This is a genomic window from Ramlibacter paludis (assembly GCF_022012305.1).
GTDB classification, from domain to species: domain Bacteria; phylum Pseudomonadota; class Gammaproteobacteria; order Burkholderiales; family Burkholderiaceae_C; genus Ramlibacter; species Ramlibacter paludis.
On sequence record NZ_JAKLTM010000001.1, the window covers coordinates 1,043,294 to 1,067,565 of the forward strand.

Consider the following 24,272-nt stretch of genomic DNA (forward strand, 5'->3'; position numbering starts at 1 on the left):
GACTCGCCTGCCCCGATCCGCCTACCAGAGCGCCGCGCCGTTGACGCGGATGTTCTGGCCCGACACCCATCGGCCGCCATCGCCGGCAAGGAAGGCGACGACTTCGGCGATCTCGCGCGGTTCGCCCAGCCGCTTGAAAGGCGAGCGCTGCCTGGCCGCCTCCTGGGCGGCCGCGGGGGCAAGGCCTCGATACAGGTCCGTATCGGTCGCGCCGGGAGAGACGCAGTTGCAGGTGATTCCGCGCTTCCCGAACTCCTTGGATGCGGCGAGGGTGAACTGTTCGAGCGCGCCCTTGGTCCCCGCGTAAAGGGCCGTATTCTCATAGCCCACACCGGTCAGTGAGGCTGAAATGCTGATGATTCGTCCGCCTTCGGACATCCGCGTGGCCGCCTGCTGCAGCGCGAAGAACGGAGCCTTGGCGTTCGCGGCGAACATCTGGTCGAAGTCTTCCTCGCTGAACCCGGTGATCGGACCGAACCTGGCGACGCCCGCGTTGAGCACGAGGATATCCACGCGGTTCCATAGTTTCAAGGCGGCATCAAACAGCTGCTTGGCGGTCGCCGCGTCCTGCAGCCGAACTTCCAGCGCTTCGGCTTGCCCGCCGGCGGACCTGATGCCTTGCACGACCTGCGTTGCCGCATCGGAATTGCTCGCGTAGTTGACGAGAACGCGGGCACCGCGCCCTCCCAGTGTCTCTGCGACCGCGCGCCCAATGCCGCGAGCCGCACCGGTGACGATCGCCACCTTGCCGGAGAGTTCACCGGGTACCGTGCTTGCCATTGCTGTCCCCCCGTAGCAATGCCGCGAGTGTTTCGAACACTTGGGCCGAAGTCAATCCGAACGGCGTGGGGGCAGTGCCGGGCCGGCGAGGTTTACTGCGGCTGCTTTGGGGCCGGAAGGTGCCATCACGCTGCTACTGCGCCGGTGGATCCTTTCAGGCCGGATGGGGCGTCGGTGAATGACCGCTGCAGACTGATTGCGGTCGCTTGGGTTCACCCCGCCGAGCGACCGCTATCGACAGAAGCAGCCATGATTGCCCTCAAGGCTGCAGACGTCCGTACCTCCCGCACAGCGTCTTAAGCGGCCACCTGATCAAAATCCTCCTAGACGCCTTCGACCCAAGGAGAACGCCCGAAAGGGCTTTAGGGGGCCATCGGAACCCGGCGAAGAGGCTACTCACCAGGCGTGGTGCGAGGGACACCGTGGAAGGAAAAGTCCCAGCGGTTTTCGCCCGATTTTTTCCCCTGCACCTTGCTGGGCGGGCCACCCGTCGTGCCGTACGGCCGCGGCGCCGTCCCTTTGCCACCGCCGCCGCCCCTACGCGCCCCGCCACCCTTGCCGCCACCTCCCCCGTGCCCGCTACCCTTGCCACTGCCGCTACTGCCCTTTGCCATTTTCGTGCTCCATGTCATGCGATGCGCCTTCGACGAAGGCCCGTCCACCGCATCTGCGATATCCTGCTGTTCACCGGACCACTGAATTCTGGAAACGTGGAAAAGCTGCACGAGCATCGGTTCGACTGGAAAAGCAAGCCGATCCTGGACAACCTTCTGGTTGCCTACGAACCGTTGACGCTCGCGCGGCCGATGAAGCTGTTCCCTGCAAGGCTAGGGTTGACGCCCGGCGTGCCGGGTATCCCGGCGAGCGATTACTTGGCTGAGCTCCTTCTGGGCCACCGCTCCGTTCAAGCTGCCCTCCGCCGCGAGCTTGGAGACGTGGAGTTCCGCAACCTGCGCAACTACGCTCTGGGCCGAAAAAGCACACAAGGCACTCGCAGCCGTCTGCTCGCTCGCATGGGCGGGAACGAGGAGTTCCTCGAAGGGGTCGCTGAGCACTTCCGGAATCCAGAACAGTCCGGCCTTACGAAGCTTCTCCAGGCCGGCGAGGGTGCGCTGCTCCTGCTTCTGACGGTTCTACTCGGGTCAGGCGCTACCTGTGCGCATTGCGGCAAGAAAATGGTCACACCCCAGGAGAGCTGGTGGGCCCGGCAGCCGTGCGTACTCGCGCCTGCGGAGTTCAGATTCCTGGACCGCCTGCTCTACGTGCCGGTGGCGCTAGCGCAGCTTCCTCGAATCCTGCTGGATGGCGATGCGCCGTCGCTTTCTTGCCTGGGCAGACTCTCCTCCCCGGATCAGCTCCCCTTCCAGCATTGGCTAGACCTTTTGGTCAAAGCGTACTCGTCGCCCGACCTCGCGCACTTGGCCGTTCGCGCGCGAGTAGACGACAAGATGACCGGCACGGTGTACCGGATCCATTCCGGTGCGATGCTCACTGAATCGAATATCGACCTGCTCACGCAGGAACTCGTGGGCGGCGCCAACCGGATCGGAACGGTGCGAAGGCACGGTCGCGCGGTTCGGAGAATTGCATTCGCCGTCGACTTTCTTCAGGCGGCACACGCCGACGAACAGGTGCTGGAGCCGGCGCAGGCTCAGAAGATCGTGCACGACCGCTTGGTGCACCTGTGCGACGACCTTCTGCGCGTCATTCATGCACCGGAGCACCAGCGCAAGAAGGCCGGACCTCGAACCTAGGTCTGACCGGCCGAATTGGGGGTCTTGTACGTCCGATGGCTAAGCCCTGGGAACGGTCAGCATCAACGCGGTGCACCCGATGGTTGAGGTCGATCGACGGGACCAGAGGCGAAGCCGTCGGTCCCTAGAGGGCACCTGCAGACGGGGTACTGTCGGTCGGCTTGGCTACTCGATGATGGTCGTCGCCGTTAGCTGACATTGACCGGCATGCGCGGCGCCGGGTCGCTGTTGGTCGGGAGCGGACTTCGAACCGGCAAATTACTTGTCAAAAGTCCGAACCGTCCTTTCTAGAACACCGGCATCAGTCTTATTTTTTGTTGGGCAGTGGCTTGGGTCCTGGCTTCTGACCCAGAGGAGTGCCACTCCTCTTAGGTGGTGTGCCCCCCGTTGGCGGCACTTGCCCTGTCCTGAAGGCGTCCTGGATGGACGCGATCCCTGTGCCAAGCGGCGGAAGTTCGGCTTTGACTACCCCGACTACTTCGATCTTGCCACCCGACAAGATGACAGCAACCGCCAATGCAGCGGGTACGCCGGCGAGAAGGACTCGAAGGGGATTCTCCCGCCGAATGTCAATGAACTGCAGGTCGGTCCACGCATCCAAGTTCGTCTTTGCGACCTGCGATAGCGCCAACGCGCTTGTACGGCGGTGAGCGACCAGCACATCGTTCGCGAAGGAATGTAGATCGCGTTGAGTGTGCAGCGAGTCTTCGAAGCCTCCACCAAGAGGATCAAGCGTCTGAAGCGCGAGAACGTAAGCGGCGCGGAAGTTGAAGAGAAAGGTGCTGAACTCTAGAACTGAAAGTGCGGCGCCATCAGTCTCGATTACCGTTGCGATGGAGAATTTTTCTGCCATGTTGCCTCCGTCCTCCATCGTCGCATATGTCAGAGTGATGGCTCGATAGTGACAACGCGAGTTTGAATCGCCGTCTGCCGCCCTTGCCCCGATCACACGAAGCAGGCACGAGCCTACAAGGTGTCCGATTTAGGCGAGGTCCTCCTCTAGCCACGAGCAGCCCGACCGCATAAAGGCGCCCAGCGGTTCGGAGAGTCCGACTTGCCCGAATGCGCTGGCCCAAAGTGCCCCTCGGTGGATATCATCCTTCCGGAGAAGGAGGTGACTATGGGGAAAGGTCCGGACGAAGAGAAGCAGGAAGCGGCCGCTGCTGCTGTCGTGAAGAAGCCCAAGGCTGCCAAGGCTGCGCTCGGTGTCAGAAGGCCCACGGCTAAGTCTAAGCCTAGAAAGCGATCAGGCGGGGCCAAAGCGGCTGGCAAGACCGTCACAGCCTCAAAGCGAAGCTTTCCGATAAATGGTCTTGAGCAGGCGCTTAGGATTCCAACGGCACTTAAGGACTTTGCAAACGGGAATGCGTGGCCGCCCGCTGATGTGGCGAACGCCATGAGCATGGGTCTGAGTACTACGTTTTTCTACCTGACGCAGAGCAGTGTCCAGTATGGACTGACGGCCGGAACGCGCGACTCGAAGAAGATCGAGCTAACGGATCTTGGGCGTCAAATCGTCTACCCGAAAAGCGTGGACGAGGAACGAAGCTCGTTGTTGCGAGCATTCCGGTGTGTTGAACTGTTCGCGAAGGTCTATGACTACTACCAAGGCAAGAATCTTCCGGAGATCCAGTACCTCAAGAACACTCTCAAGACTGAATTCGGCGTCGCTGAAGAACACCAAGACCAGTTCTACGAGGTCTACCAAAAGAACCTGACGTTTCTACGCAGCCGGCAAATCAATCTCGACATCCCCAAAGGCCCTGACGGAAGCGGAAGCGCGCGGAACAATTCCATAACCCTTGGCGAGTCGACGGACGCGAGCGGGGCGGTCGCATTCGTCGCAATGCCATTTTCCGAGCGCACGGACAGATATCCGAAGGGATACTTCGATGAAGTATTGAAGCATCTGATCACGCCGGCGGCCGTGAAAGCGAAGTTCACGGCGAAAACGGCCAAGAAGGCCGGTAGCGAGGTTATTCAGTCAACGATTGTGAATGAACTCGACTCGGCTGACCTGGTTATCGTCGACTTGACTGAGCACAATCCAAATGTGCTGTTTGAGCTTGGAATGCGCATCGCATTCAACAAGCCTGTTTGCCTAATTCGAGCGAAGGGCACGCCGCCGATCTTCGACATCGATCACATGCTTCGGGTCTACGATTACGACCCAAATCTCTGGGCATCGACCCTGGAACAAGACGTGCCGGCGCTCTCGGAGCACATCGCGGAAACCTTTAAGAACAGGGACACGGCCAGATCGTATCTTGCGATACTCAGAGAGCAGAAGGGCTGAGCTGGACGTTTCGCTAGGTGGGCTATGACAAGTTAATCTGGCTTCCCACAAGACAGCTTCCGACCCACAGAGGACGTTATCGACTGGATACCGCCTGCGCCTTCTTGCGTATTCTCACTCGCGCAGTACCAGGCAGGTCGTGCACTTCGATGGCTAGGTCGTGCTTCTCCCTCGCCCAAGCGATCACTGCTCGTCGACCAGGCTGTGAACACTTCTTCTCTCCGCCGGCTCGCGAGATGAACATTAGCCGGCGCACTTCGTTACCCGATTCTTTAGCTATCACCGCCTTGAGGATGTCCTTCTCGAACTCGCTCTGGGGGTTCGGGAGACCCAGGGCGATCTCCACGATTGTCCTCTCCTCGGGAAAATAGAAGTCAACTGCGAATCCTGTGTGGCCGCAAATCTTCCGCTCATGGCACCGGGCGCCGAACGTGTCACCTAACTGCTCATGAAGCTGTCGCAGGAACAAGGCCGTGGCTCTATCGCCCGCGCCGGGGCCAAGAACCTCTTGAAAGGCAGGGACACTTGCCGCGAGGGCCCGTGCCGCAGATAGGAGCATCGCCGGTCGATCCATACATCAATCGTCGCAGGCAGCTAGCATTTTCGCAATGGCCGGATGCAGACATTCATATGCTGCAGCCGCTAGGCCGGGTACTGGGTCGCTAGCTCCTGACACACCTCAGGGGCCGCGACTTTGAACAGGTAGCACGCCAGTTCGGCTCCATGGTGGTGTCCGATAGCCTGAATTGCAGTGGCGAACTGCTGCTCGTCGTGAGCTTGCAGAGCCATACGCTGAATCGCTGTTCCGAAATCGATCTCGGGCCGAAAGTGGCGCGCGCCGCTGTCTTTCGGCGCGCCGGCGGGCGGGCGTGGCCCGGACCCCTTCACCAAGATGTGAACAACATACGCTGGGGGGATTCCGTCCGCGGTTGCTCGCATCCTCGCGTACTGCGAGGCCTGGATGCCCGCTTGAACAACTACCGGGAGCTGACGACGCTTTCGAGGAGTACCGGTTGCACCCGTGAAGCTCAAGTCTAGCAGTTGGCTGGCGTAGTTACCTTTCACCTCGATGAGCGCACCGACGTGCAGCCTGAATTCATCTGAATTCGGAAGGCGACAGAGAGCAAGATCCGCAGTCGGCCCCTCTCGCTTGTGCCGGGGAACGATGACAGTCTCCCGGTAGCGATCGTTCCCGTGTTGCTCAAGCCAACGATCAAGTACTCGGCAGACATGACCTTCAAAGGCTGTTTCGATACCGCCCGCATAGAGAATTGCTTTGAAGCCGCGAGTCTCCGCAACATCATGGACGATATCGGCGCAGATGCGCATAGCGGACCCAGGGTCAATTTCGATCATCAAGCGTCAAGCCAGTGTTCGCAGCGGTGGAAGTCTGCCCGGACACGTCCGCTCCCCACCCAACGCGGACCCCGCACGCGGGGAGCGCCGCATCCACGCTCAGTGCGTGTCCTGCTCACGCTCACGTTGCCGGCTAAGAGCGTGGCTCCTCAAGCACCCCGGTCAAATACCTGACTTCGATGATGTGCAAGGTATGCCTTGAGTGCGGTACCCGGAGCCGCGCGCAAGGATCTAGGCAAGCCAAAATAATCGCGCTCCTCTCTGGCGAGCCGAGGCGAAATGAGCATCTTCCCGCCATCATCAAATGAGATCAGGCCTTTGTCGAACATCGCATCCAAGTGGGCGGCGAGGAGCAGGCCGTTGTGCGGATCGCGGCGCTGTTTGGGTGTTGAAGTGGCCCAAGGTTTCACGTGTGAAGCACGCAGGAGCTCCGGGCAACTCAGGTTCGTGACGGCGCACTTGTCTCCCCAAAACCGCAGAAGATCTTCCCGAAACCTTCCTTGGCCCACGCGCGCCTGGATTTCGACAAGGCGCGTCGTTGCACTCTCGCCACTGTCGCCGTCAAGTTGCGGGACCGGCTCTTCCGGAGTGCTGCGCATTGCGTCCATCAGACGAACCCACGTTGGTGTGCGCTGGCGGTGCGGAATCGTGTTCATGATGGCGGCTGCGACCTTTCGTTCAACCGACATGTAAGCGGTGAACATTTTGGGGAGCGTCGTGCCACCTGTGATTTTCGGCGCATCGAGGGTCACAGGCTCCGCCAGCCACATGAAGTAGTCGTCGGGGCAAACCCAATTGGGCACCCAAGAGACGTCCGTATTCCACACTTGGCGAAATTGTGCCGAGTCGCGGTAGCGTTTCCGGAGCGCTTCGAGCGCCCAAGCGTCCCGCCAGAAATCCCTGACATTGAGCATCCGGGCCAGCCTCTCCCGCTCTGACTGGTAGCGTTCGGCTCCGATGTGCATTGCGTTTCCCGCGACACCCACCAGTTGCTGCACCCGGTCGTGCGAGGCCGTCATAAAGACGAACGTTTGTCCAGCGTGCAACTCCACCGGCGCTTTTTTCATTCCTTCCGTGTGGAATGCACGCAGGCGCTGTCCCTTTTCTACGAATGCCATGCGTGAAGAATTGTTCCATTCCTCATGCCCGAACCCAGTCTTGCCAGGAAAGCTGTCAGCCGCTACACGGACCCCAGATGGGCCAACATAGGAGTTTGTATTCCAGAGTATCGGCTTGAGAACGAACAATGCCATGATTCTTGGAAAGTTGCATCCGCATCGATGATCGTACTATGCGGAACACGTCTTGAAGTCGCAGCGGCGTGCCGCAGCCGCGCAATTTGCCGGCGAGAGCAGACTGAATGTCACCAGGGTCACGGGCGTTGCCTGAAGCCGCAGCTACGTCTCAGGCCTTGAGTTCAGTGGAGGTCTGTGACTACGCAGCGTCCCTTCTCCAGGAAGGGCGCTTTTGCGCATGGTGAGCTCCTCCCGCAGAGTGGCGCAGGATGAGCGACGGCCGCTTTCGACCCTTCGCGTCGTCCACGCTTGTGCAGATTGGGGCGGCTCAATGACCGCATTGGAGCCGAGACCGTGAACTGCGCTTCCACCGGTGAGTGACCGCAACCGCTGCAAAACAGTCGTTCCTCCCGTTCGATAGACGCGGCAGCCCGAGGCTGTTGCCCCCCCCAGTTCCAACCGAGCGGAAACCGACTACCGGCCAGAAGCATTCCTCTCGTCGCCCGCCCGCGTTGGCTTTTCCACGCCGCTGCAGCCCGGCCCGCGCCTGGCGTGTTGAGGGCATCACGCATCCGAGCGAGCTCGATGGCACCGGTCGCTCGCCCTCGGCGCGAAGTTCACCTTCGTCGGCCCTCGGTCCAGTATGCGGCTGCTGTCGTGGTCCAGCCGGCGTGCGGCATTCCGTGCGCATCCTCGCCGACGAATGAAGCGTGGCATGTCTCTTGGTTCAAGCGGACTTCGCCTTCGCGCGATCCATCGTCGACAACGAGGTGCGTGCGCGTCGGGATGTGACCGGTGTAACGAGTCGCGAGTGTCCCCAGTCTGGCTGATGCCGCTCTGGTGCCGGCCGCCTAACTTGGCTTCACGGACTCTGGAGGAGATGCCCTCATGGCCAAGGAAGAAACCCGCCCCGCTGCCGGCCCCATCGCCGTGCATTTCGCCGGACTCGAACCGGATGCGCAACCGCCTGCATTCGCGGTCTACGAGACGGACGTCGCCGGCAGGCCGCTGCGAAAACTGGCCGTCTACAAGGGAGGCAGCATCGAGCTTGGCGAATCGGTGGCCAAGGTCCGCTATGTCGGCCTCGGCCCCGACGTCCAGGAGTTCGCGAGCCTGCCCAAGGAAGCGATCACGCGATACCGGCTCTCGTCGGTGCTCGCACAGTGGCAGCGCAACGGCCTCGTGATCGGCAAGGCCATCTCGGACCGCTTCCACCTTTTCCGCACCTGCGTGTCCGGCACGGCGCTGAAGTGCCGGCCGTGGTGGTACGACCTCATCGTGCATCCGGTGTTCGATCTCAACCCGGTGGCCAAGGTGCTGCTCGCGCAGCAGGCCTTGCGTCCCGCGGCGCTGGACTTCAAGCCGAACCTGTTCCCATGGCGCTGCCTGCCCATGTGCGACGGCATCGTCGAGATCTATGAGCGCGAGTGCTGCTGCGACCTGCACATCCACATTCCCGACCTCATCGATCGCTTCGCGGACATCTTCCAGGAGATCCCGATTCCCGTGCCCGACCCGTGGCCCGATCCGTGGCCGGGACCGGGTCCCGGCCCCGATCCCGGGCCATTCGCTTCGCTCGAAGCCGGATTCGCGGCCGGCCTCGGCGCGAAGGCGGCCCGCAAGAGCCGCAACCTGAGCGTGGATCCCACGCGCAAGGCGCTCGTCAACGCGCCCCCCGAGCGGCTGTTCGACGACTACGCGGCCTTGCGGCGGCTGCCCACGACGGCGTTGCAGGTCGAATACTTCAGGGCCCGCCCGTACCTCTACCCGCTGCTGTGCCACTGCACGACCCGCAAGCTGGGCGAAACCTCGCTGCAGCCCGGAGGACGCTTCGACTTCTGCTTCCTCGACTGGCCGCACCTGCACCACCTGCACGCCTTCTGCACCACGGTCTACGCCTACAAGGTGCGGCAGTTCATCAACGGCGCCTGGGTGGTCGTCTACGACGGCCTCGCCGCGCACGACTACTTCTCGGCCGGCGACGACGCGGTGCTGCACTCGTACGACAAGCGAGCCATCGTCTGCGACGATCCGCAAAACCAGGGCGACGGCACGGCCTACGCCATGCTCGACACCGTGGGCAGCATGGAGCATTTCAACTTTGCCGACCAGAACGGGGAATCGCACCACGCGGCGCTCGACGCCGACGACGGCACCATCGTCTTCGGCGGTGTGCCTGGCTGCCCCTGGGGCAGTGCGCTTGCGCTGCACCTTCTCATCACACCCGAGATGAAGCAGGCCGCGGTCGGTGCCAGGTACTACCGCTTGAAGGTGGCCGCGGTGAACAATCTCGGCCAGCTCACGAGCACACCGGAGGTCCTGGACGACAAGGTGACCTGGGAGCGCCGCATCATCGGCGGCCCCGGCCCGCAGATCTGGGAGCCCGTGGTGCTCGGTCCCTTGCCCGCGCCCGCGCCGGGCGGCGAGAGCAACCTCTTCACGATCCCGTACTGGGAATTGGGCGTCAACGAGTGGCGCATGGGCATCTCGCAGGCCCACCAGGTGTGGGACACGACCGGCATGAAGAACGACGGCCAGGCCATCTCCCCGAATGGCAGGCACGCGCTGATCCTCGAACTCTTCGACGCCAGCGGCATGCGCATCAAGCCCACCGCGGCGGCGGGCGCCGGCAGTGCCAAGCCGTTCCTCTACAAGCGCTGGAAGAACGCGCCGAACAACGCAGTCGACGTGGTCCAGCCCGACTTGTCGCACGTCTTCTGGGTGGACAACACGCCGGTCGTGGCCGACATCGTCGACCTGCGCAAGAACGGCGTGGCCAACACCGACGAGTGCCAGTTCATGGTTCGAAATCCGGCTACCGATCCTCCGGACCCGACTTTCTCGATCGGCTTTCGGGCCTACCACGTCAACGGGGTCGACCACGCCGGCAACGGCGACGCCAACTCGTTCATGAAGAACTACAGCATCGGCTGGCAGCGCGGATTGAACGGGTCGACCGGCGTGCTCGGGCCGGCGCCGATCTACGGCGACAACCACCACGACGTGGCCGAGACCGGCCCCGCGGAGAGCTCCGGCTCCAAGACCTTCACGCAGATGCTGACCGGACCCGACGGCATGGGTGGCTTCTTCGTGCGGCCCAAGTGCACGTTCAGCGTGACTCTCTACGTGAGCGCCAAGCACACGAACGGAAGTGCCTGGCTGGTCGGCTACGACCGCTACGAGACCGCGTCGTTCGCGCTGCAGATCGCCTGAGTGGAAGGTCCGAACGCTGGATGGCGCAGTTGCGAGAACCAATCGCGATAAGGCGTGTTCTCCACCAGCCTGCGGTTGAAGTCCGGCGCGCCATCGTCCCACCACACCGGTCCCCGCTCGCCGAGCGCGCGCTTCGCCTGGTCGACCTGCTCGCGCGCGGCGCGACGCTCCGCTTCGGGACGCGTGCCGCGCAGGGCACGCCGCGCATCCATCAGCTGGCGGATCAGTGCCTCCCGCACCTCAGGCGGAAGATGAGGGTTCGACGCGCGCCACAAGCGTCCGCGCACCACGAAGTAGCGGCCGTCGGGCGTGGTCGGATGGCCGACGGTATCGATGCCTGTTCGCCCCAGGCGGATCGGCCCGCGCAATGGCTCCACGGGCGCCACGGTCCGTCCGCGCTGGCGGATCTCCACGACGCCCTCGCGGGCCATGGAGAGCGCCACGGCGCGCACGCGTGGCATCAAGGGCCGCCAATCGTCCGCTTCCAGCGCACGGGCCGCTTCCGACGGGCAGATGGTCGCGAGCGGCTTGCGCAACGCCAGCAGGTCGAGGATGGCAGCGCGAATCCCTGCGTCCGTTACCGGCATGGGCGGCCCGTGCTTCCCATTCTCAGCCGTGGAGCTTCTCGCCGCGAGCCAGCATGTCCACCAGCATCTCGATGCGCCGGGACCGCGTTTCCGCCCGCTTGGCGGTCTGCACCCGCCAGAGCACGGCATACCGGTTGGTGCCATCGAGGCGGGCAAAGAAGGCGCGCGCCTCCGGCCGTGCATCGAGCGCTTTTTCGAGATCAGGCGGCACCACCGCGGTTCGCGCGCCGTCGTAAGCAGCGTCCCAGCGGCCGTCGGCGCGTGCGCGCTCCACCTCCGCCATTCCCGCCGGCTGCATGCGCCCCGCTGCGATCAACGCCTCGGCCCGGGTGCGGTTCGTCTTCGACCACAAGCTGCGCGCGCGCCTCGGCGTGAAGCGCTGCAGCCAGTGCTGTTCGTCCAAGGCCTTCTTCTGGCCGTCGATCCAGCCGTGGCAAAGCGCCGATTCCACCGCCTGCGGGTAAGTGACGCTCGGCTCGACGGCGTCCGGCTTCGCGATCAGCAGCCACACGCCATCGGACGATGCGTGGTTCTTCCGCAGCCACGCTTCGAAGGCACGCTGGGTGGCAAAGCGTTGCGGATCCGGCTGCGCGGGAGTGGTCCGGGGCATGCCGTGCGCTCAGTCGCGATCCGGCGCGCCCAGCGGAAACAGGTGGCGGTACGGCCTCGCCTCACGGACCGCGCGCGCGAACGAGGGGCGCTCGAGCAGGCGTGCCCGGTAGGCGCGAACGCGCGGGTGTTCCGGCGAGATGGGGTGGGTCCAGTCGGCGTAGAACAGCGCGGGCGCCGCGGCGCAGTCCGCCAGGGAGAAAGCGCCGCCGGCGGCCCATTGCTTGTCCCCGAGCTGTCCTTCCAGCCAGCCGTAGGCACGCTCGAGGGTTTCACCGGCCCGGGCGCGGAAGTAGTCGCGCTGCCCCGCATCGCCACTCAGCGCACCGCCCACCGCGCCTTGCACGGGCGACATCACGTGCAGGTCGAAGAACCGGTCGAGGAAGCGCACGTCGAGGGTGGACATGCCGTCGTCGGGGACTAGGCGCACCGGACCGGGATGGGCGCGCTGGAGGTATTCGATGATGATGCTGGTTTCCACCACCGAGCGCTCCCCGTCCACCAGCAGCGGGAACTTGGCCATCGGCCAGCGGCTGAGCCACTCCTGCGCGTGCTGCGGATGGTCCGCATCGATGCAGCGGAAGTCGAACGGGATCTCGTTCTCGTACAGCGCGACCAGCGCTTTCTGCGTGTACGAGGAAAAAGGATGGCCATAGAGAGCGAGTGACATGCGGGCCTTTTTTTTCCGGGCGGTTCGACTTTATCGGAATCGCGTCATCCGCATGGTCGAGCAGCGACGCTCTTATGCCTTCCGTTCTCAGGGTCCCCCGCAATGCGCGTGCTGCCGCACGCGAGTACCTTGGCATGCGGCTCGTCCCGTGTCTCACCCAAAGCCCGTCAAGGAGTTCCCATGAAGAAACTTTCAGCGCTTCCGCTGCTGCTGGCGCTCGCCGCCTGCGGCGGGGGCGACCTCGCACAACTGCCGCCGCCGCCGGACCTCTCCTGCGAGGTCGTCACCGGCAGCGGCTCCGTCGTGGTGGGCTCTGGCCTGCCCGGCGACCCGGCCGCGCCGGAACCGGCGTCCGGCTACCGTACCGGCATGAAGGCCGTGCATGCGAAGTCCTTCATGGTGGTCACCAACACGCCCCTGGCCAGCAAGGCCGGCTGCGACGTGCTCAAGGCCGGCGGCTCGGCGGCCGACGCGGCGGTGGCCATCCAGGGCGTGCTCGGCCTGGTGGAGCCGCAGTCCAGCGGCATCGGCGGCGGCGCGTTCATGGTCTATTACGACGCCAAGACGAAGACGGTCGCTTCGTACGACGGCCGCGAGACCGCGCCGGCCACGGCCACCGAGAACTACCTGCGCTGGATCGACGACGCCAGCAATCGCACGACGCCCGTGCCGAGCGCGCGCGCCAGCGGCCGCTCGGTCGGCACGCCGGGCGTGGTGCGCATGCTCGACCTGGTGCACAAGGAGCACGGCAAGCTGGCGTGGAAGGACCTGTGGCAGCCCGGCATCAAGCTCGCCACCGAGGGCTTCAAGATCCCCGGCCGCATGGCCGATGCGATCGCCAGCAACCGCAGCAACCTCGCGCGCGATGCGGAAGCCACCGCCACCTACTACAACGCCGACGGCACGCCCAAGGCATTGGGCACGGTGCTCACCATCCCGGCTTACGCGCAGACGCTGACGACCATCGCCAACGAAGGCGCGAATGCCTTCTACACGGGCGCCATTGCGCAGGCGATCGTCGACAAGGTCGGGGCGACCGCCGCCGCCGACGGCGTCACGCCGATCACGCCCGGCAAGACCACGCTGGCCGACCTCGCCGGCTACCAGGCCAAGAAGCGCACCCCGGTGTGCACGACCTACCGCGTGTACTGGATCTGCGGCATGGGCCCGCCGTCCTCCGGCGGCATCACCGTGGCGCAGGCGATGGGCATCCTGGAGAACTTCAACCTGGACCTCTACGCGCCCACCGCGATGGACGGCGAAGGCGGCAAGCCGCAGGTGCAAGCCGTGCACCTGGTGAGCGAAGCCGAACGCCTGGCCTATGCGGACCGCGACAAGTACATCGCCGACACCGACTTCGTCTCGCTGCCCGGCGGCACGTGGAACACGATGCTGAACAAGCCCTACCTGCGCACGCGGGCCGACCTGATCAGCTTCTCGCGCAGCATGGGCACGGCGCAGCCCGGCGACCTGGGCGCGGTGCCGCTGGGCGTGATCCCGGTGGCGGAGAACGGCACCACGCAGGTTGTGATCGTCGACAAGGACGGCAACGTCGCCTCGATGACGACCACCGTCGAGTCGAGCTTCGGCTCCTTCCACATGGCCAAGGGCTTCATCCTCAACAACCAGCTGACCGATTTCGCGGCGACGCCGACCGACAGCACCGGCACGCCGGTGGCCAACCGCGTGCAGGCCAACAAGCGGCCGCGCAGTTCGATGGCGCCGACGCTGGTGTTCCGCAAGGCCGCCGACGGCAGCGTGGGTGATTTCGCGATGGCCACCGGTTCTCCGGGCGGCTCCACCATCATCCAGTACGTGGTGAAGACGCTGGTGGGTGCGCTCGACTGGAAGATGGATGCGCAGCAGGCGACGGCCATGGTCGACTTCGGCGCGGCCAACTCGCCGACCACCAGCGTCGGCGGCGAGCACCCCAACGTCAATGCGACCAACAACGGCGCGAGCGACCCGCTGGTCACCGGCCTGCGGGCCCTCGGGCACACGGTGTCGGTGTCGGCGCAGTCGAGCGGCATCGCCACGATCCTGCGGCCGACCATCAACGGCCAGTCGGTGTTGCAAGGCGGCGCCGACCCGCGGCGCGAAGGCCTGGTGCTGGGCGACACCTTCACGCCCTGAACGCGGTAGGACGGCTCCGGCAGCACGAAGCGGAGCCGTCCCGCGAACTTCCCGCCGGCCAGCCCCGACCATGCGTGCATGAGTTACGCATGGCGTTCCTGGAGCATGTTCGGCGTGGGCACCCTGTTCGGGGTGGTCATGGGTGGCGTCCTGTACGCCCCGCCTGAGTTGGCGAACCAGCCGCCTCCGTGGCAGCTGTGGTCGCGCATGCAAGCCGCGCCGGCCGTGGACACCCACGCTTCGGGCGCAGGCCCGGCACCGCTGGCTGCAACCGCACCCGTCGCCGCGGCACCGGTCACCGCCGCGCCCGAGCCCGTGGCCGCCGCTTCGGCGCCCGTGCCCGAGGTGCAGGCGCCGCTCGCCGCCGCATCCGCACCGGTGCTCACCGCCAGCCACACGCCGGCCAAACGCAAGGTTCGGGTCGAGGAGTCGACCGTGTCCGCCGCCGCTGCGCCGTCGCAGGAAGGCATCCGTGTAGCGCCCGAGCCCTTGCCGGCGCCCGTCGAACTCGCGCCGGCCCGCGCCGAGGGCGAGGCCAACGCCGACCCGTCCCGCTAGCTCGTCTTCCGGTTCAGCCGCTGGCGATCGGCCCGTCGAAGGTGCCGCGCAGCATTTCGATCCGAACCGGCCCGCCGCGGCCGGGCAGCTGGGCCTGGAAGCCGAGCGGTCCTTGCAGCACCTCCACGCGCACGAGGTCGCCACCGTCTTCAGGCCGATAGTCGTACTTGCCGGGCTGCCAGATCTCCGCCGCCACGTGCAGCCGCCGCGTACCCAGCAGGCTGCCGATCTGCTTTTGCAGGCGATTGCGTTCCACCTGCAGCGCCTGCACGCGGGCGAAGAGCGCGTCGACGCTGCGCCGGTCGCCGCCTTCCTTGCTCGCGGCGAATGCTTCGGTCAGCAAGGCGCCTTCCTCGTCCACGAGCTTGGAAACCCGGGATCGCAGTTCGGAGATGCTGGTGTCCTCGCCCATGGACTCCAGTTTGCGCGCATCCGGGATGTTTCGAGAAGTCATTGGGCCTGCCACCGCGTCCGTCCCCTCCCACAGGCTTCATTTTGGGTCCAGTCCGACGCGCCGTGCGCGGATCTTCCTCCACCATCGTGATCAGGCCGGGACTTTCTCCCGCGAGCTCGAGAACAGGGAACCATGGCAGAGGCATCGCTGCGCGACACCGTGCTGCAGATCGGCGAAGAGGCGAGGGCGTCGGCCGTCGCGGTCGCGGCGTACGACTTCGAGCACCACACCGCGTGGTCGCTGAACTCGGCGCGCTGGTTCCATGCGGCCAGCACGATCAAGGTTCCGGTGCTGCTGGCCGTGTACGACGCCATCGAGCAGGGCCGCTTCGAGCCGTTCTCGCGCGTGCACGTGCGCAACCGCTTCCTCAGCATGGTCGACGGCCGCCCCTTTCGTGTGTCCACCGAAAGCGATGCGAACGCCGAAGTGCATGCCGCCATCGGCCACATGCTCACCGTGCACCAGCTCGCCGAGCACATGATCGTCACCAGCAGCAACCTCGCCACCAACCTGCTGCTCGATCTCGTCGGGGTCGAGGCCGCGCGCGCGTCGCTGGCGCGCCTGCACCTGGGCGGCATCGACCTGCAGCGCGGCGTGGAAGACGAAGCGGCGTGGGCGGCCGGCCTCAACAACCGCGTGACGGCCGCGGGCCTGTGCGATGCCATGCGCCTCATCGAAGAGGGCAAGGCGATCTCGCCCCAAGCCTCGCAGGCCATGCTGGACATCCTGCACCAGCAGCGTTTTCGCAGCGGCATCCCCGCCGGACTGCCGGAGGATGCGCGCGTCGCCAACAAGACCGGCGAGATCTCCACCATCGCGCACGACGCGGGCATTGTCTACCTGGGTGGCCGCGATGCGTACGTCGTCGTCATCCTCACCGAATGGGAGCAGGAAGTGAACGGCCGGCAGGAAACGATTGCCCGCATCTCGCGTGCTGTCTACGAATACATGACGAGGCGCAGCGAATGAGCGCATTGCCCTTGCCGGTCGTCAGGGCCGCGGAGCTGCCGCCCGAAGTGCGGCGCGTGCTGCGGCCCGGCGAGATTCTGCTGGACCGCGGCGACGCCGACCGCGTGCTGCCTTCGTCCTTCCTGCGCGTGGACTCCTGGAACCAGGCGCGCGAAACCGAGTTGACGCCGCACTTCACGCTTTCGGAGCTGATCGGCGTCGACGTGCGCGAGACGCCGCTGCTGCGGTCCTTCCCGCGCTACGTGCCTTGCGCGGTCCTGCTGCTGGCGGCCGGCCTGGAGCTGTTTCGCCTGGAGGTCGGGACCTATGTCCACGTGGCCGCCAACGGAGGCTACCGCTCGCCCGGTCACGCACTGAGCCGCCACGCTTCGCGCCATTGCTGGGGCACGGCCGCCAACATCTACCGCATCGGCGATACCTTCCTCGACACGCAGGAAGAGATCGAGAAGTACGCGGCCATCGCGCGCCGCGTGATTCCCGGCGCCTGGGTGCGGCCCTTCGGCCAGGGCGACGGCGAGGCCGACGACCACCTGCACATCGACATCGGCTACACGGTGTTCGACCCGCCGGAGGCGAACTGATGGCCGGCAACAGCAAGCGCGAACGGGCCTTGCCGGCGGGTGCGCTGCAGCGCGCGGCGATGGGGCTGGAAGCCGAATGGAACCTGATGCTGGACGACCAGCCGGTGCGCCCGGAGGACCTGTTCGGCAGTCCCCGCGACTTCATCCGCGGCGACTTGATGCACCGCCAGGGCACCTCGTACCACCTGCCCACCGGCGGCGCCGTCTACTTCGACACGGGCGTGATCGAAGTGGCGACGCCGGTGGTGGAGATCGAGCGCGGCTGCGCGGCGCGCGCCGGGCGATCGCTGTGGGAATCGATCCGCTTCATCCGCGAGGAACTCGATGCCTGGGATGCGCGCAAGGGGCGCAAGACGCGGCTGGTGGGCTTCAGCGCGCACTACAACGTGTCCTTCGACCTGCCGCCGGGCGAACCGGCGAACGGCCGCACCATCGAGCAACTGGCGCTGCTGCTGTCGTACATCCTCCCCGCGCCCGTGATGCTGCTGGCCGCGAATCGGCAGTCCACCGGCGTCGGCGTGCGGCCGCGGCCGGGCCGCATCGAGATCACCTCCGATTTCACGCCGGACCCGGCGCTCATGATCGCCACGGCGACGCTGATCGTCGCGGTGGCGCGCGAGGTGATGACCTGGCCGAGCTACGACTTGCGCGAGCTCGCGCGCCACGGCATCCCGGTCATCGAAGGCTTCGCGCCCATGCCGCATACCTCGCGCAAGGGCTGGCTGGCGAAATTCATCTGCTATCCCGACAACCCCTTCACCTGCGACATCGACAGCACGATGTGGCGCACGCCCGAGCACGGCGAGCTCAGCCTGCGCGCGATTGCCGGCCGCACCATCCGCCGCTTCTGGCGCGCCATCCGCGCCATTGCCGATCCCGAGACGAAGCGGGTGGTGCTGGCCGTGCTGCGCAGGCGCTCGCCCTCGTTGCTCGAACTGGATGACCGGCCCGCCGCTTACGAAGACGTGGGCACGCTGTGCGCCTGGGAGGCGGGCGCTCCGCTGGCGCGCTCGCGCTACGAGCGCGTGGTGCTGCAGGCGGTGGCCGGGCAGCCGCTGCGCCTGGACGGCAGCAGCCTGCGCCCGATCGGCATGTCGGGCTGGTCGGCGGTGGTGTTCCAGCGCGAAGGCGCGGGCCGCGAGGTGATCGCGCTCGACGACCTGGTCGAGCATCTCGACACCTGGGAAGCTGGCGCCACGGGCCGGATCGGCCTAAAGTGATCCTCCCCTTGCCAGGAGGATCCTGAAATGCCGATTCGTACTGCATCCATGACCCGGCGCCTCGAGAAGAACGGCCAGGCGCTGCATCGCGCCATGCAGGCCGGCGACGAAGCCGAACAGGCCTTGCGCGATGAGCGCCGCCTGCTGAAGGAGGAGAAGGAAAAGCGCGCGGCCAAGGCCCTGGAACCCAAGCCCAAGGCCGTCGACCGCCTGCTGCGCACGCACCACGCGCAGCCCAAGGAAAAGCCGGCGTCCGCCAAGGACGCGCACGGCAAGGAAGCTAGCAAGCCCAAGGCCCGCCGCACGCGCGCCGAGAAGCACGCCGAGAAAGCCGCGGCGATGGAAGCCGCTCGCAATTCGCACAAGAAGGCCGCCGCCAAGCCCGCCAAGTAATTGGGGTCAGAACCCAATTTCCGGCGGCGCGGCCGTCGACGCTTTCCGACCGCAAGAGTCGGCCTGCGCCCACATGCGGACCCCGGGCACGGATCCCACAGTCGCGGTTGAACTCTGCAAGCTCGAGAGAACCATGTCCGTGCCGTTCCGTATCGCGCCGCTCGCCGGCCTCCTGTTGCTCGCCGCCTCCTCGTTCGCAACGGCCGAATCGCCGTTGCCGGACCCGGTGGCGCCGGCCGTGCTCGGCCGCCCGGTCGACCAGATCAAGCCGGTGCGTCCGGCGAAGAGCAAACCCGCGGCCAAGCCGGCGGCGGCACCGAAGACGGCCGCGCTGAAGCTGGTGCCGTCCCAATCCCTGCCGGTGCCGCTTGCGCCTGCGGCGCCCTCCGCTCCGCTCGTGCAGGCCTCCGTGCAAGCGGCTCCGGCAGCGCCCGCCGCGCCCGCGGCTACCCATGGCGCCAAGCAGGCGCTCGACGACCGCTTCGATCCCAACGCGCGCTTGGTCGACAACGTCGGCCAGGGTTCGCATCTCGCCAGGAAGCCGCTGCCTTCCGGCGCTTACTTCAGCAGTCGCACGCAGGCGATGCTGCGCCAGTACTACGCCTCGCAACCCGCCTCGGGCAAGCCAGCCGGCTGGAAGATCGGCGAGCCGCTGCCGCCCAAGGCCGTGATGAGCGGCGTGCCCGACAACGTGCGTGCCGCGCTGCCGCGGCTGCCGCCCGGACACCAGTACGTGCAGGTCGATGGCGAAGTGGTGCTGCTCGCCCTGCCGTCGAAGATGGTGGTCGACGGCGTCAGCCGCAGCGGCTCCTGAGCGGCGCGCCCGCGGAGCTTCAGCCGGTTCGACCCGGCAGGTTCGCGCGAATCAGCTCGCCGGAGATCGACACCCCGGTCGCGAACTCCGGCAGCGTGTCGCCGGGACCGAACCAGTGCGCTTCGGCGATCTCGCTGGTGTCGCAAGCGATCTCCCCGCTCTCCCACTCCGCCGTGAAGGCGATCATCAGCGAGTGCGGAAACGGCCAGGACTGGCTGCCGAAGTAGCGCAGGTCGCGCACGCGCAGGCCGACCTCCTCGAACACCTCGCGGTGGACTGCGTCCTCGACCGACTCGCCCGCTTCCAGGAAGCCCGCCAGCGCGCTGAAGCGGCCGTTCGGTGCCGCCACGTTGCGCGCCAGCAGGATCGCATCGCCCTTCCTCACCAGAACCATCATCGCGGGCGAGATGCGCGGATACGCCGCGTGGCCGCAGCGCGTGCAGCGCATGCAACGCTCGCCCGCCAGCGCCTCCATGGCGCCGCCGCAGGCGCCGCAGAAGCGATGCGTGCGCGCCCACTCGGCGATCTGGAAGGCGCGGCCGGCCACCGCCAGCAGGTGCGTGTCGACGGCGCCGAACAGCGAGCGCAAGGGCCGGAACGCGAAGCCTTCCGCCACCTGCGCATCGGCGGCCACCCAGGCCGCGCGGCAGTAGTGCTTGCCCAGCATGCCGACGGCGCGGGCATCGTCCAGCGCGATGCCGAGCGCCGCGCAGGCTTCGGCGTCGGGCAAGCCCAGGTCGGCATCGCGCACCAGCAGCGCGCCGCCGCGAAAGACGAAGATGTGTTCCTGCGCGCCGGGCTGCGGCGCGTGCAGCGGGACGAAATGGGCGGGGGTGACGAGCATCGCCCATCGTAGCGGCCGCCTGCGCGCCCCCGGGTTGCAAACCTCCCGTCAGGGAGATCTACGGGTTAACCCGTAGACTCGCGCCTTTCCAGCTTCGACCTCCCCATGCCGTTCCTCTCGCTGCGCGCGCTGCCGCTTGCCGCCTGCACCTCGCTTCTTCTCGCCTTCCCCGCCTTCGCCCAAGCCCCGGCCGACACGCTGGCCCGCATCAAGGAAACGCGATCGATCACGCTCGGCGTGCGCGAAGCCGCGCGTCCGTTCTCCTTCCTGAACGACCAGAAGCAGCCGGTGGGTTACTCCGTCGACCTGTGCCTGGCCGCGGTCGACGAGATCAAGCGCACCCTCAAGCTGCCCGAGCTGAAGGTGAACTACAAGACGGTCAGCGGACCGGAGCGCATCCCCAAGCTGGAAAGCGGCGAGATCGACCTGGAGTGCGGCTCCACCACCAACACCAAGGCGCGCCAGGAAAAGGTGGCTTTCAGCTACACGATCTTCGTGGCCGGCATCCGCGTGCTGGTGCCCAAGGGCACCAAGGTGGATTCGGTGAAGGACCTCGTGGGCCTGCCGGTGGCCCTGAGCAAGGGCACCACGTCGGAGAAGCTGTTCACGCAGCTCAATACCAGCGAGGTGAAGATGCAGCTCACCACCTTCGCCAGCAACGGCGAGGCCTACCAGGCGCTGAAGGACGGCCGGGTGCGCGCGTTCCCGCAGGACGACTCGCTGCTGGTCGGCATGGCCTCGCACGACAACGCGCTCGACCGCCTCGACCTGAGCAGCGTGGTGCTGTCGGTCGAGCCGTACGCGATCATGATGCGCAAGGGCGACGCCGCCCTCGGCGCCGTGGTCGATCGCACGCTGGCGCGCCTGTACACCGGCGGCGACATCGACGCGCTGTACCGCAAGTGGTTCACCACCGAGCGCCTCAACATCGCGATGAGCCGCCTCACGCGCGACAGCTTCACCCGCCCGAACAAGGAGTCGGGCGTGGCGATGCTGCTGGGGTACTCGCTCTAGGCAGCCTGCAGCTCACTGCATGCGGCCGAACTTGCCGGCGTTGAAATCCTCGAACGCCTGCACGATCTCGGCCTGGCTGTTCATCACGAACGGCCCGTAGCCGACCACCGGCTCGGCGATCGGCTCGCCGGACAGCAGCAGCAGCTTGGCGTCGCCGTTGGCCTCGATGCGGATCTCGCGCCCCTGCGCCGACAGCGTCGCCATCTGCGCGGGCCGCAGCACGGTTTCGCCGTTGACCTCGATCGTTCCATCCAGCACCACCAGCAGGCTGGTCCAGCCCTCGGGCTGCGCCAGCGACACCGTGCGGCCCGCCTGCACGCGCACGTCCCACACGTTCATGGGCGTGAAGGTCTGCGCGGGCCCGCGCACGGCGCCGAATTCGCCCGCGATCACGCGCACCTGGCCGGCCGGCGCCGCCGAAGCATCCGCCAGCGGCACCACCGGGATGTCGGCGTTCGTGATGGCCTGGTAGCCGGGCGCAGCCATCTTGTCCTTGGCCGGCAGGTTCACCCACAGCTGCACCATCTCGAACGGGCCGCCGGTGCGCGCGAAGTTCGTGGAGTGGAACTCCTCGTGCAGGATGCCGGCGCCGGCCGTCATCCACTGCACGTCGCCCTTGCCGATGACGCCGCCGCGGCCGGTGGAATCGCGGTGTTCCACCTCGCCGTCGTAGACGATGGTCACGGTCTCGAAGCCGCGGTGCGGATGCTGGCCCACGCCGCGGCGCGCGCTGGTGGGCTCGAAGCGCGTCGGCGCGCCGTAGTCCAGCAGCAGGAAGGGGCTGCGTTCTTCCGCGCCCGACTGGTAATCGAACATGCCATGCACGGGAAAGCCGTCGCCCACCCAGTGGCGGCCGGGGGCGCTGCGGGTCGAGAGGATTTTCTTCATGGCTGCAAGATGAGGCGAAAACCGGGGCGCGACAAGCCTGCCGGGTGCAACGCAGCGTCCCATGGCCGGGACGGTGGGTGAGCCCTTCAGGCCGCCGCGGGCCGCTGCAGCCCCAAGCGATCCAGCGCTTGCGCGACCATCCGCTCGACGATCGCAGCGGCGGGTTCGATGGCATGCACCAGGCCGGCGGCTTCGCCGAACCAGACCGCGGTGTTCTCGGGGTCTCCCGCCTCGAACGCCTGCCGGTAGCGCGGACCTTCGACCGCGACGGCCTGGGCCAGGTCGGCTTCGCGGCCGTGCCAGCGTTCGGTGAACGCGTTGCGCCGGATGCGCGCGGTGAAGCCCGGCGGCCAGGCGAGCTCGCGCGCGATGTCGGGCAGGCGCGTGCGCAGCGTGCCGTCGCCGTCCGAGGCCACGATCGCCTGGTGGTGTCCTTCCTTCACCAGCGCCTCGCGCGAGGCCCAGAGGCGCGTGCCGACCAGCACGCCATCCGCGCCCAGCATCAGGGCCGCCGCCAGTCCCCGGCCGTCGGCGACGCCACCGGCAGCCACCAGCACCGTTTCGGGCGCATGCGCGGCCAGGTAGTCGGCCACCTCGGGAACGAAGCTGAACGTGCCACGCAGGGCACCGTGGCCGCCCGCCTCGGCCCCTTGGGCGACGACGACGTCGGCCCCGGCCTCGACGGCATCGCGCACGTGCTGCATGTCCTGGCACTGGCAGACGAGTGCCGCGCCCGCCGCGTGGATGGCGGCCGCGAAGGGGCGCGGGTCGCCGAAGGACAGCATCACGGCGGCCGGCCGGTGCTCCAGCGCCGCGGCCAGCAGCGAAGGAGACTTCGCCAGCGACCAGGAGATGAAGCCGACGCCGATGCGTTCGCCTTCCGCGAGCGCGAACTGCTGTTGCAGCCACGGCAGGTCGCCGTAGCCGCCGCCGATCAGGCCCAGCCCGCCGGCGCGGCTGACCGCCGCAGCGAGCGCCCCGCCCGCGGCGAAGGCCATGGGCGCGGATAGCAGCGGGTGCCGCAGCTGCAGCACCCGGGTGAGGCGTGTGGCGAGTTCAGGCATGCGGAAGTATGTCCTTAGAATCCGTTCTCCGTGACACCGACAACCCGCCGCGTCCTGCAGGCCATCCTCTACGAAGTCATCGCCATCGCCGCCGTCGGCCCCGTGCTGAGCATCGCTTTCGACGAGCCCCAGTCCTCCACCTTCGGGCTGGCCGTCGTCCTGTCGACGATCGCCTTGGCGTGGAATTACGCCTTCAACTGGATCTTCGAGCGCTGGGAGTCTCGCCAGGCGGTGCGAGGCCGTTCGTTCGCGCGGCGGCTGGCGCACGGCATCGGCTTCGAAGGCGGCCTGGCGGTGATCCTCGTTCCCGTGATGGCCCTCTGGCTGCAGATCTCGCCGGCGACGGCCTTCGTTGCCAACCTGGGGCTGCTTGCCTTCTTCTTCGTCTATGCGCTGGCCTTCACCTGGGCCTTCGATCGCGTCTTCGGCTTGCCTGCATCGGCCAGGCAAGGGGCGAAGTAGCGCCCCTGCCTGGCGTGGGGATCAGCGACGCGCCAGCTGCTCGCGGTGCAGCTTGTGCTTCGCGTGCATGTGTCCGGCCGCACAGCCTGCGGCCGCGCCCAGGGCGGTGTGATGGCCGAGGGTATGGCCGCCGACGGCGCCAGCCGCCGCGCCCTTGAGGCAGCCCGCCTGCGCGCCCGCGGAAAGCATGGCGAACACCATGCACAGCGAGATGCCGGGGGCGCGGGCCTTGGTCACGTTCTTCATCATGGAACTCCTGGAAAGTGGTTGATGCGTGCAATGTGCGCCGGCGGCCGGGGCGCGCCTGTCGGTGGCATGCCGTGTTCTTGCCGCAGGTCGCACCGCTGCATGCGTCGGCCTATGTCGTCATGCGCCTGA

The 24,272-nt window shown here is 66.5% G+C and carries 25 protein-coding genes; 12 read left to right on the forward strand and 13 right to left on the reverse strand.

The features are described 5' to 3' along the window. Positions 1-21: 21 nt before the first annotated feature. Positions 22-780, reverse strand: a complete 759-nt coding sequence (locus LZ009_RS05385) for an SDR family oxidoreductase (RefSeq protein WP_275696837.1) — start codon at positions 778-780, stop codon at positions 22-24. A 710-nt stretch (positions 781-1,490) separates the two neighbouring features. Here LZ009_RS05385 and LZ009_RS05390 point away from each other — a divergent pair. Then, positions 1,491-2,534: a hypothetical protein gene (locus LZ009_RS05390; protein ID WP_275696838.1), complete on the forward strand. Its 1,044-nt coding sequence runs from the start codon at positions 1,491-1,493 to the stop codon at positions 2,532-2,534. Between the two features lie 307 nt (positions 2,535-2,841). Here the strand turns inward: LZ009_RS05390 and LZ009_RS05395 are convergent, their stop codons facing one another. After that, positions 2,842-3,387 (reverse strand): hypothetical protein, encoded by a 546-nt coding sequence (locus tag LZ009_RS05395; RefSeq protein WP_275696839.1) that lies wholly within the window; start codon positions 3,385-3,387, stop codon positions 2,842-2,844. Between the two features lie 234 nt (positions 3,388-3,621). Here LZ009_RS05395 and LZ009_RS05400 point away from each other — a divergent pair, with 234 nt between their 5' ends. Then, positions 3,622-4,830 (forward strand): hypothetical protein, encoded by a 1,209-nt coding sequence (locus tag LZ009_RS05400; protein WP_275696840.1) that lies wholly within the window; start codon positions 3,622-3,624, stop codon positions 4,828-4,830. 76 nt (positions 4,831-4,906) lie between these two features. On the opposite strand, the gene LZ009_RS05405 is transcribed toward LZ009_RS05400, so the two are convergent. The 3 genes from LZ009_RS05405 to LZ009_RS05415 all read right to left on the reverse strand — a co-directional run bounded on the left by LZ009_RS05405 (position 4,907) and on the right by LZ009_RS05415 (position 7,304). After that, positions 4,907-5,176, reverse strand: a complete 270-nt coding sequence (locus LZ009_RS05405; RefSeq protein ID WP_275696841.1) for a hypothetical protein — start codon at positions 5,174-5,176, stop codon at positions 4,907-4,909. A 296-nt stretch (positions 5,177-5,472) separates the two neighbouring features. Next, complete coding sequence (locus tag LZ009_RS05410; protein ID WP_275696842.1) at positions 5,473-6,189, reverse strand: hypothetical protein; 717 nt, start codon at positions 6,187-6,189, stop codon at positions 5,473-5,475. Positions 6,190-6,335: 146 nt separating this feature from the next. Then, positions 6,336-7,304 carry an HNH endonuclease gene (locus tag LZ009_RS05415; RefSeq protein WP_275696843.1) on the reverse strand — a complete coding sequence of 323 codons (969 nt, stop codon included), beginning with the start codon at positions 7,302-7,304 and terminating at the stop codon, positions 6,336-6,338. Between the two features lie 1,005 nt (positions 7,305-8,309). On the opposite strand from LZ009_RS05415, the gene LZ009_RS05420 reads away from it, so the two are divergent. Next, entirely contained in the window at positions 8,310-10,634 is a 2,325-nt protein-coding gene (locus LZ009_RS05420; protein WP_275696844.1) for a hypothetical protein, read from the forward strand. Here the strand turns inward: LZ009_RS05420 and LZ009_RS05425 are convergent. Genes LZ009_RS05425 through LZ009_RS05435 form a run of 3 tightly spaced genes read right to left on the reverse strand, consistent with a single transcriptional unit; the run spans position 10,598 to position 12,500 of the window. Then, complete coding sequence (locus LZ009_RS05425; protein ID WP_275696845.1) at positions 10,598-11,221, reverse strand: DUF3253 domain-containing protein; 624 nt, start codon at positions 11,219-11,221, stop codon at positions 10,598-10,600. The genes LZ009_RS05420 and LZ009_RS05425 overlap by 37 nt on opposite strands. Positions 11,222-11,243: 22 nt before the next feature. Next, on the reverse strand, positions 11,244-11,831 hold the full coding sequence (locus LZ009_RS05430; protein ID WP_275696846.1) for a YdeI/OmpD-associated family protein: 588 nt from the start codon (positions 11,829-11,831) through the stop codon (positions 11,244-11,246). Between the two features lie 9 nt (positions 11,832-11,840). Continuing rightward, positions 11,841-12,500 carry a glutathione S-transferase family protein gene (locus LZ009_RS05435; protein ID WP_275696847.1) on the reverse strand — a complete coding sequence of 220 codons (660 nt, stop codon included), beginning with the start codon at positions 12,498-12,500 and terminating at the stop codon, positions 11,841-11,843. A 180-nt stretch (positions 12,501-12,680) separates the two neighbouring features. Between LZ009_RS05435 and ggt the strand changes: the two genes are divergently transcribed. Further along, a complete protein-coding gene (gene ggt, locus LZ009_RS05440; protein ID WP_275696848.1) occupies positions 12,681-14,633 on the forward strand; it encodes a gamma-glutamyltransferase in 1,953 nt (650 codons plus the stop codon). Positions 14,634-14,711: 78 nt separating this feature from the next. Continuing rightward, the gene (locus LZ009_RS05445; RefSeq protein WP_275696849.1) at positions 14,712-15,191 is read left to right on the forward strand and encodes a hypothetical protein; all 480 of its coding nucleotides are present in this window, start codon (positions 14,712-14,714) and stop codon (positions 15,189-15,191) included. Between the two features lie 13 nt (positions 15,192-15,204). Here the strand turns inward: LZ009_RS05445 and LZ009_RS05450 are convergent, their stop codons facing one another. Next, the gene (locus LZ009_RS05450; RefSeq protein WP_275696850.1) at positions 15,205-15,645 is read right to left on the reverse strand and encodes a hypothetical protein; all 441 of its coding nucleotides are present in this window, start codon (positions 15,643-15,645) and stop codon (positions 15,205-15,207) included. A gap of 132 nt (positions 15,646-15,777) precedes the next feature. On the opposite strand from LZ009_RS05450, the gene LZ009_RS05455 reads away from it, so the two are divergent. The 5 genes from LZ009_RS05455 (at position 15,778) to LZ009_RS05475 (ending at position 19,622) form a co-directional block, all read left to right on the forward strand. Continuing rightward, a complete protein-coding gene (locus LZ009_RS05455; RefSeq protein ID WP_275696851.1) occupies positions 15,778-16,614 on the forward strand; it encodes a serine hydrolase in 837 nt (278 codons plus the stop codon). Continuing rightward, positions 16,611-17,195: a hypothetical protein gene (locus tag LZ009_RS05460; RefSeq protein ID WP_275696852.1), complete on the forward strand. Its 585-nt coding sequence runs from the start codon at positions 16,611-16,613 to the stop codon at positions 17,193-17,195. The genes LZ009_RS05455 and LZ009_RS05460 overlap by 4 nt, the downstream gene beginning before the upstream one ends. Then, on the forward strand, positions 17,195-18,415 hold the full coding sequence (locus LZ009_RS05465; protein WP_275696853.1) for a hypothetical protein: 1,221 nt from the start codon (positions 17,195-17,197) through the stop codon (positions 18,413-18,415). Before LZ009_RS05460 ends, LZ009_RS05465 begins: the two co-directional genes overlap by 1 nt. A 48-nt stretch (positions 18,416-18,463) precedes the next feature. Next, positions 18,464-18,808, forward strand: a complete 345-nt coding sequence (locus tag LZ009_RS05470) for a hypothetical protein (RefSeq protein ID WP_275696854.1) — start codon at positions 18,464-18,466, stop codon at positions 18,806-18,808. 133 nt (positions 18,809-18,941) lie between these two features. Beyond that, entirely contained in the window at positions 18,942-19,622 is a 681-nt protein-coding gene (locus LZ009_RS05475; RefSeq protein WP_275696855.1) for a hypothetical protein, read from the forward strand. A gap of 19 nt (positions 19,623-19,641) precedes the next feature. Here the strand turns inward: LZ009_RS05475 and nudC are convergent, their stop codons facing one another. Beyond that, positions 19,642-20,466 (reverse strand): NAD(+) diphosphatase, encoded by an 825-nt coding sequence (gene nudC, locus LZ009_RS05480; RefSeq protein ID WP_275696856.1) that lies wholly within the window; start codon positions 20,464-20,466, stop codon positions 19,642-19,644. A gap of 105 nt (positions 20,467-20,571) precedes the next feature. Between nudC and LZ009_RS05485 the strand changes: the two genes are divergently transcribed. Beyond that, positions 20,572-21,480 (forward strand): amino acid ABC transporter substrate-binding protein, encoded by a 909-nt coding sequence (locus LZ009_RS05485; RefSeq protein ID WP_275696857.1) that lies wholly within the window; start codon positions 20,572-20,574, stop codon positions 21,478-21,480. A gap of 12 nt (positions 21,481-21,492) precedes the next feature. Here LZ009_RS05485 and LZ009_RS05490 read toward each other — a convergent pair whose 3' ends face one another. Further along, positions 21,493-22,368, reverse strand: coding sequence for a pirin family protein (locus LZ009_RS05490; protein WP_275696858.1), 876 nt, complete (start codon positions 22,366-22,368; stop codon positions 21,493-21,495). Between the two features lie 86 nt (positions 22,369-22,454). Further along, positions 22,455-23,432, reverse strand: a complete 978-nt coding sequence (locus LZ009_RS05495) for an NAD(P)H-dependent flavin oxidoreductase (protein ID WP_275696859.1) — start codon at positions 23,430-23,432, stop codon at positions 22,455-22,457. 30 nt (positions 23,433-23,462) lie between these two features. Between LZ009_RS05495 and LZ009_RS05500 the strand changes: the two genes are divergently transcribed. Beyond that, the gene (locus LZ009_RS05500; RefSeq protein ID WP_275696860.1) at positions 23,463-23,894 is read left to right on the forward strand and encodes a PACE efflux transporter; all 432 of its coding nucleotides are present in this window, start codon (positions 23,463-23,465) and stop codon (positions 23,892-23,894) included. A 21-nt stretch (positions 23,895-23,915) separates the two neighbouring features. Here LZ009_RS05500 and LZ009_RS05505 read toward each other — a convergent pair whose 3' ends face one another. Next, the gene (locus LZ009_RS05505; protein WP_275696861.1) at positions 23,916-24,140 is read right to left on the reverse strand and encodes a hypothetical protein; all 225 of its coding nucleotides are present in this window, start codon (positions 24,138-24,140) and stop codon (positions 23,916-23,918) included. Positions 24,141-24,272 lie beyond the last annotated feature (132 nt).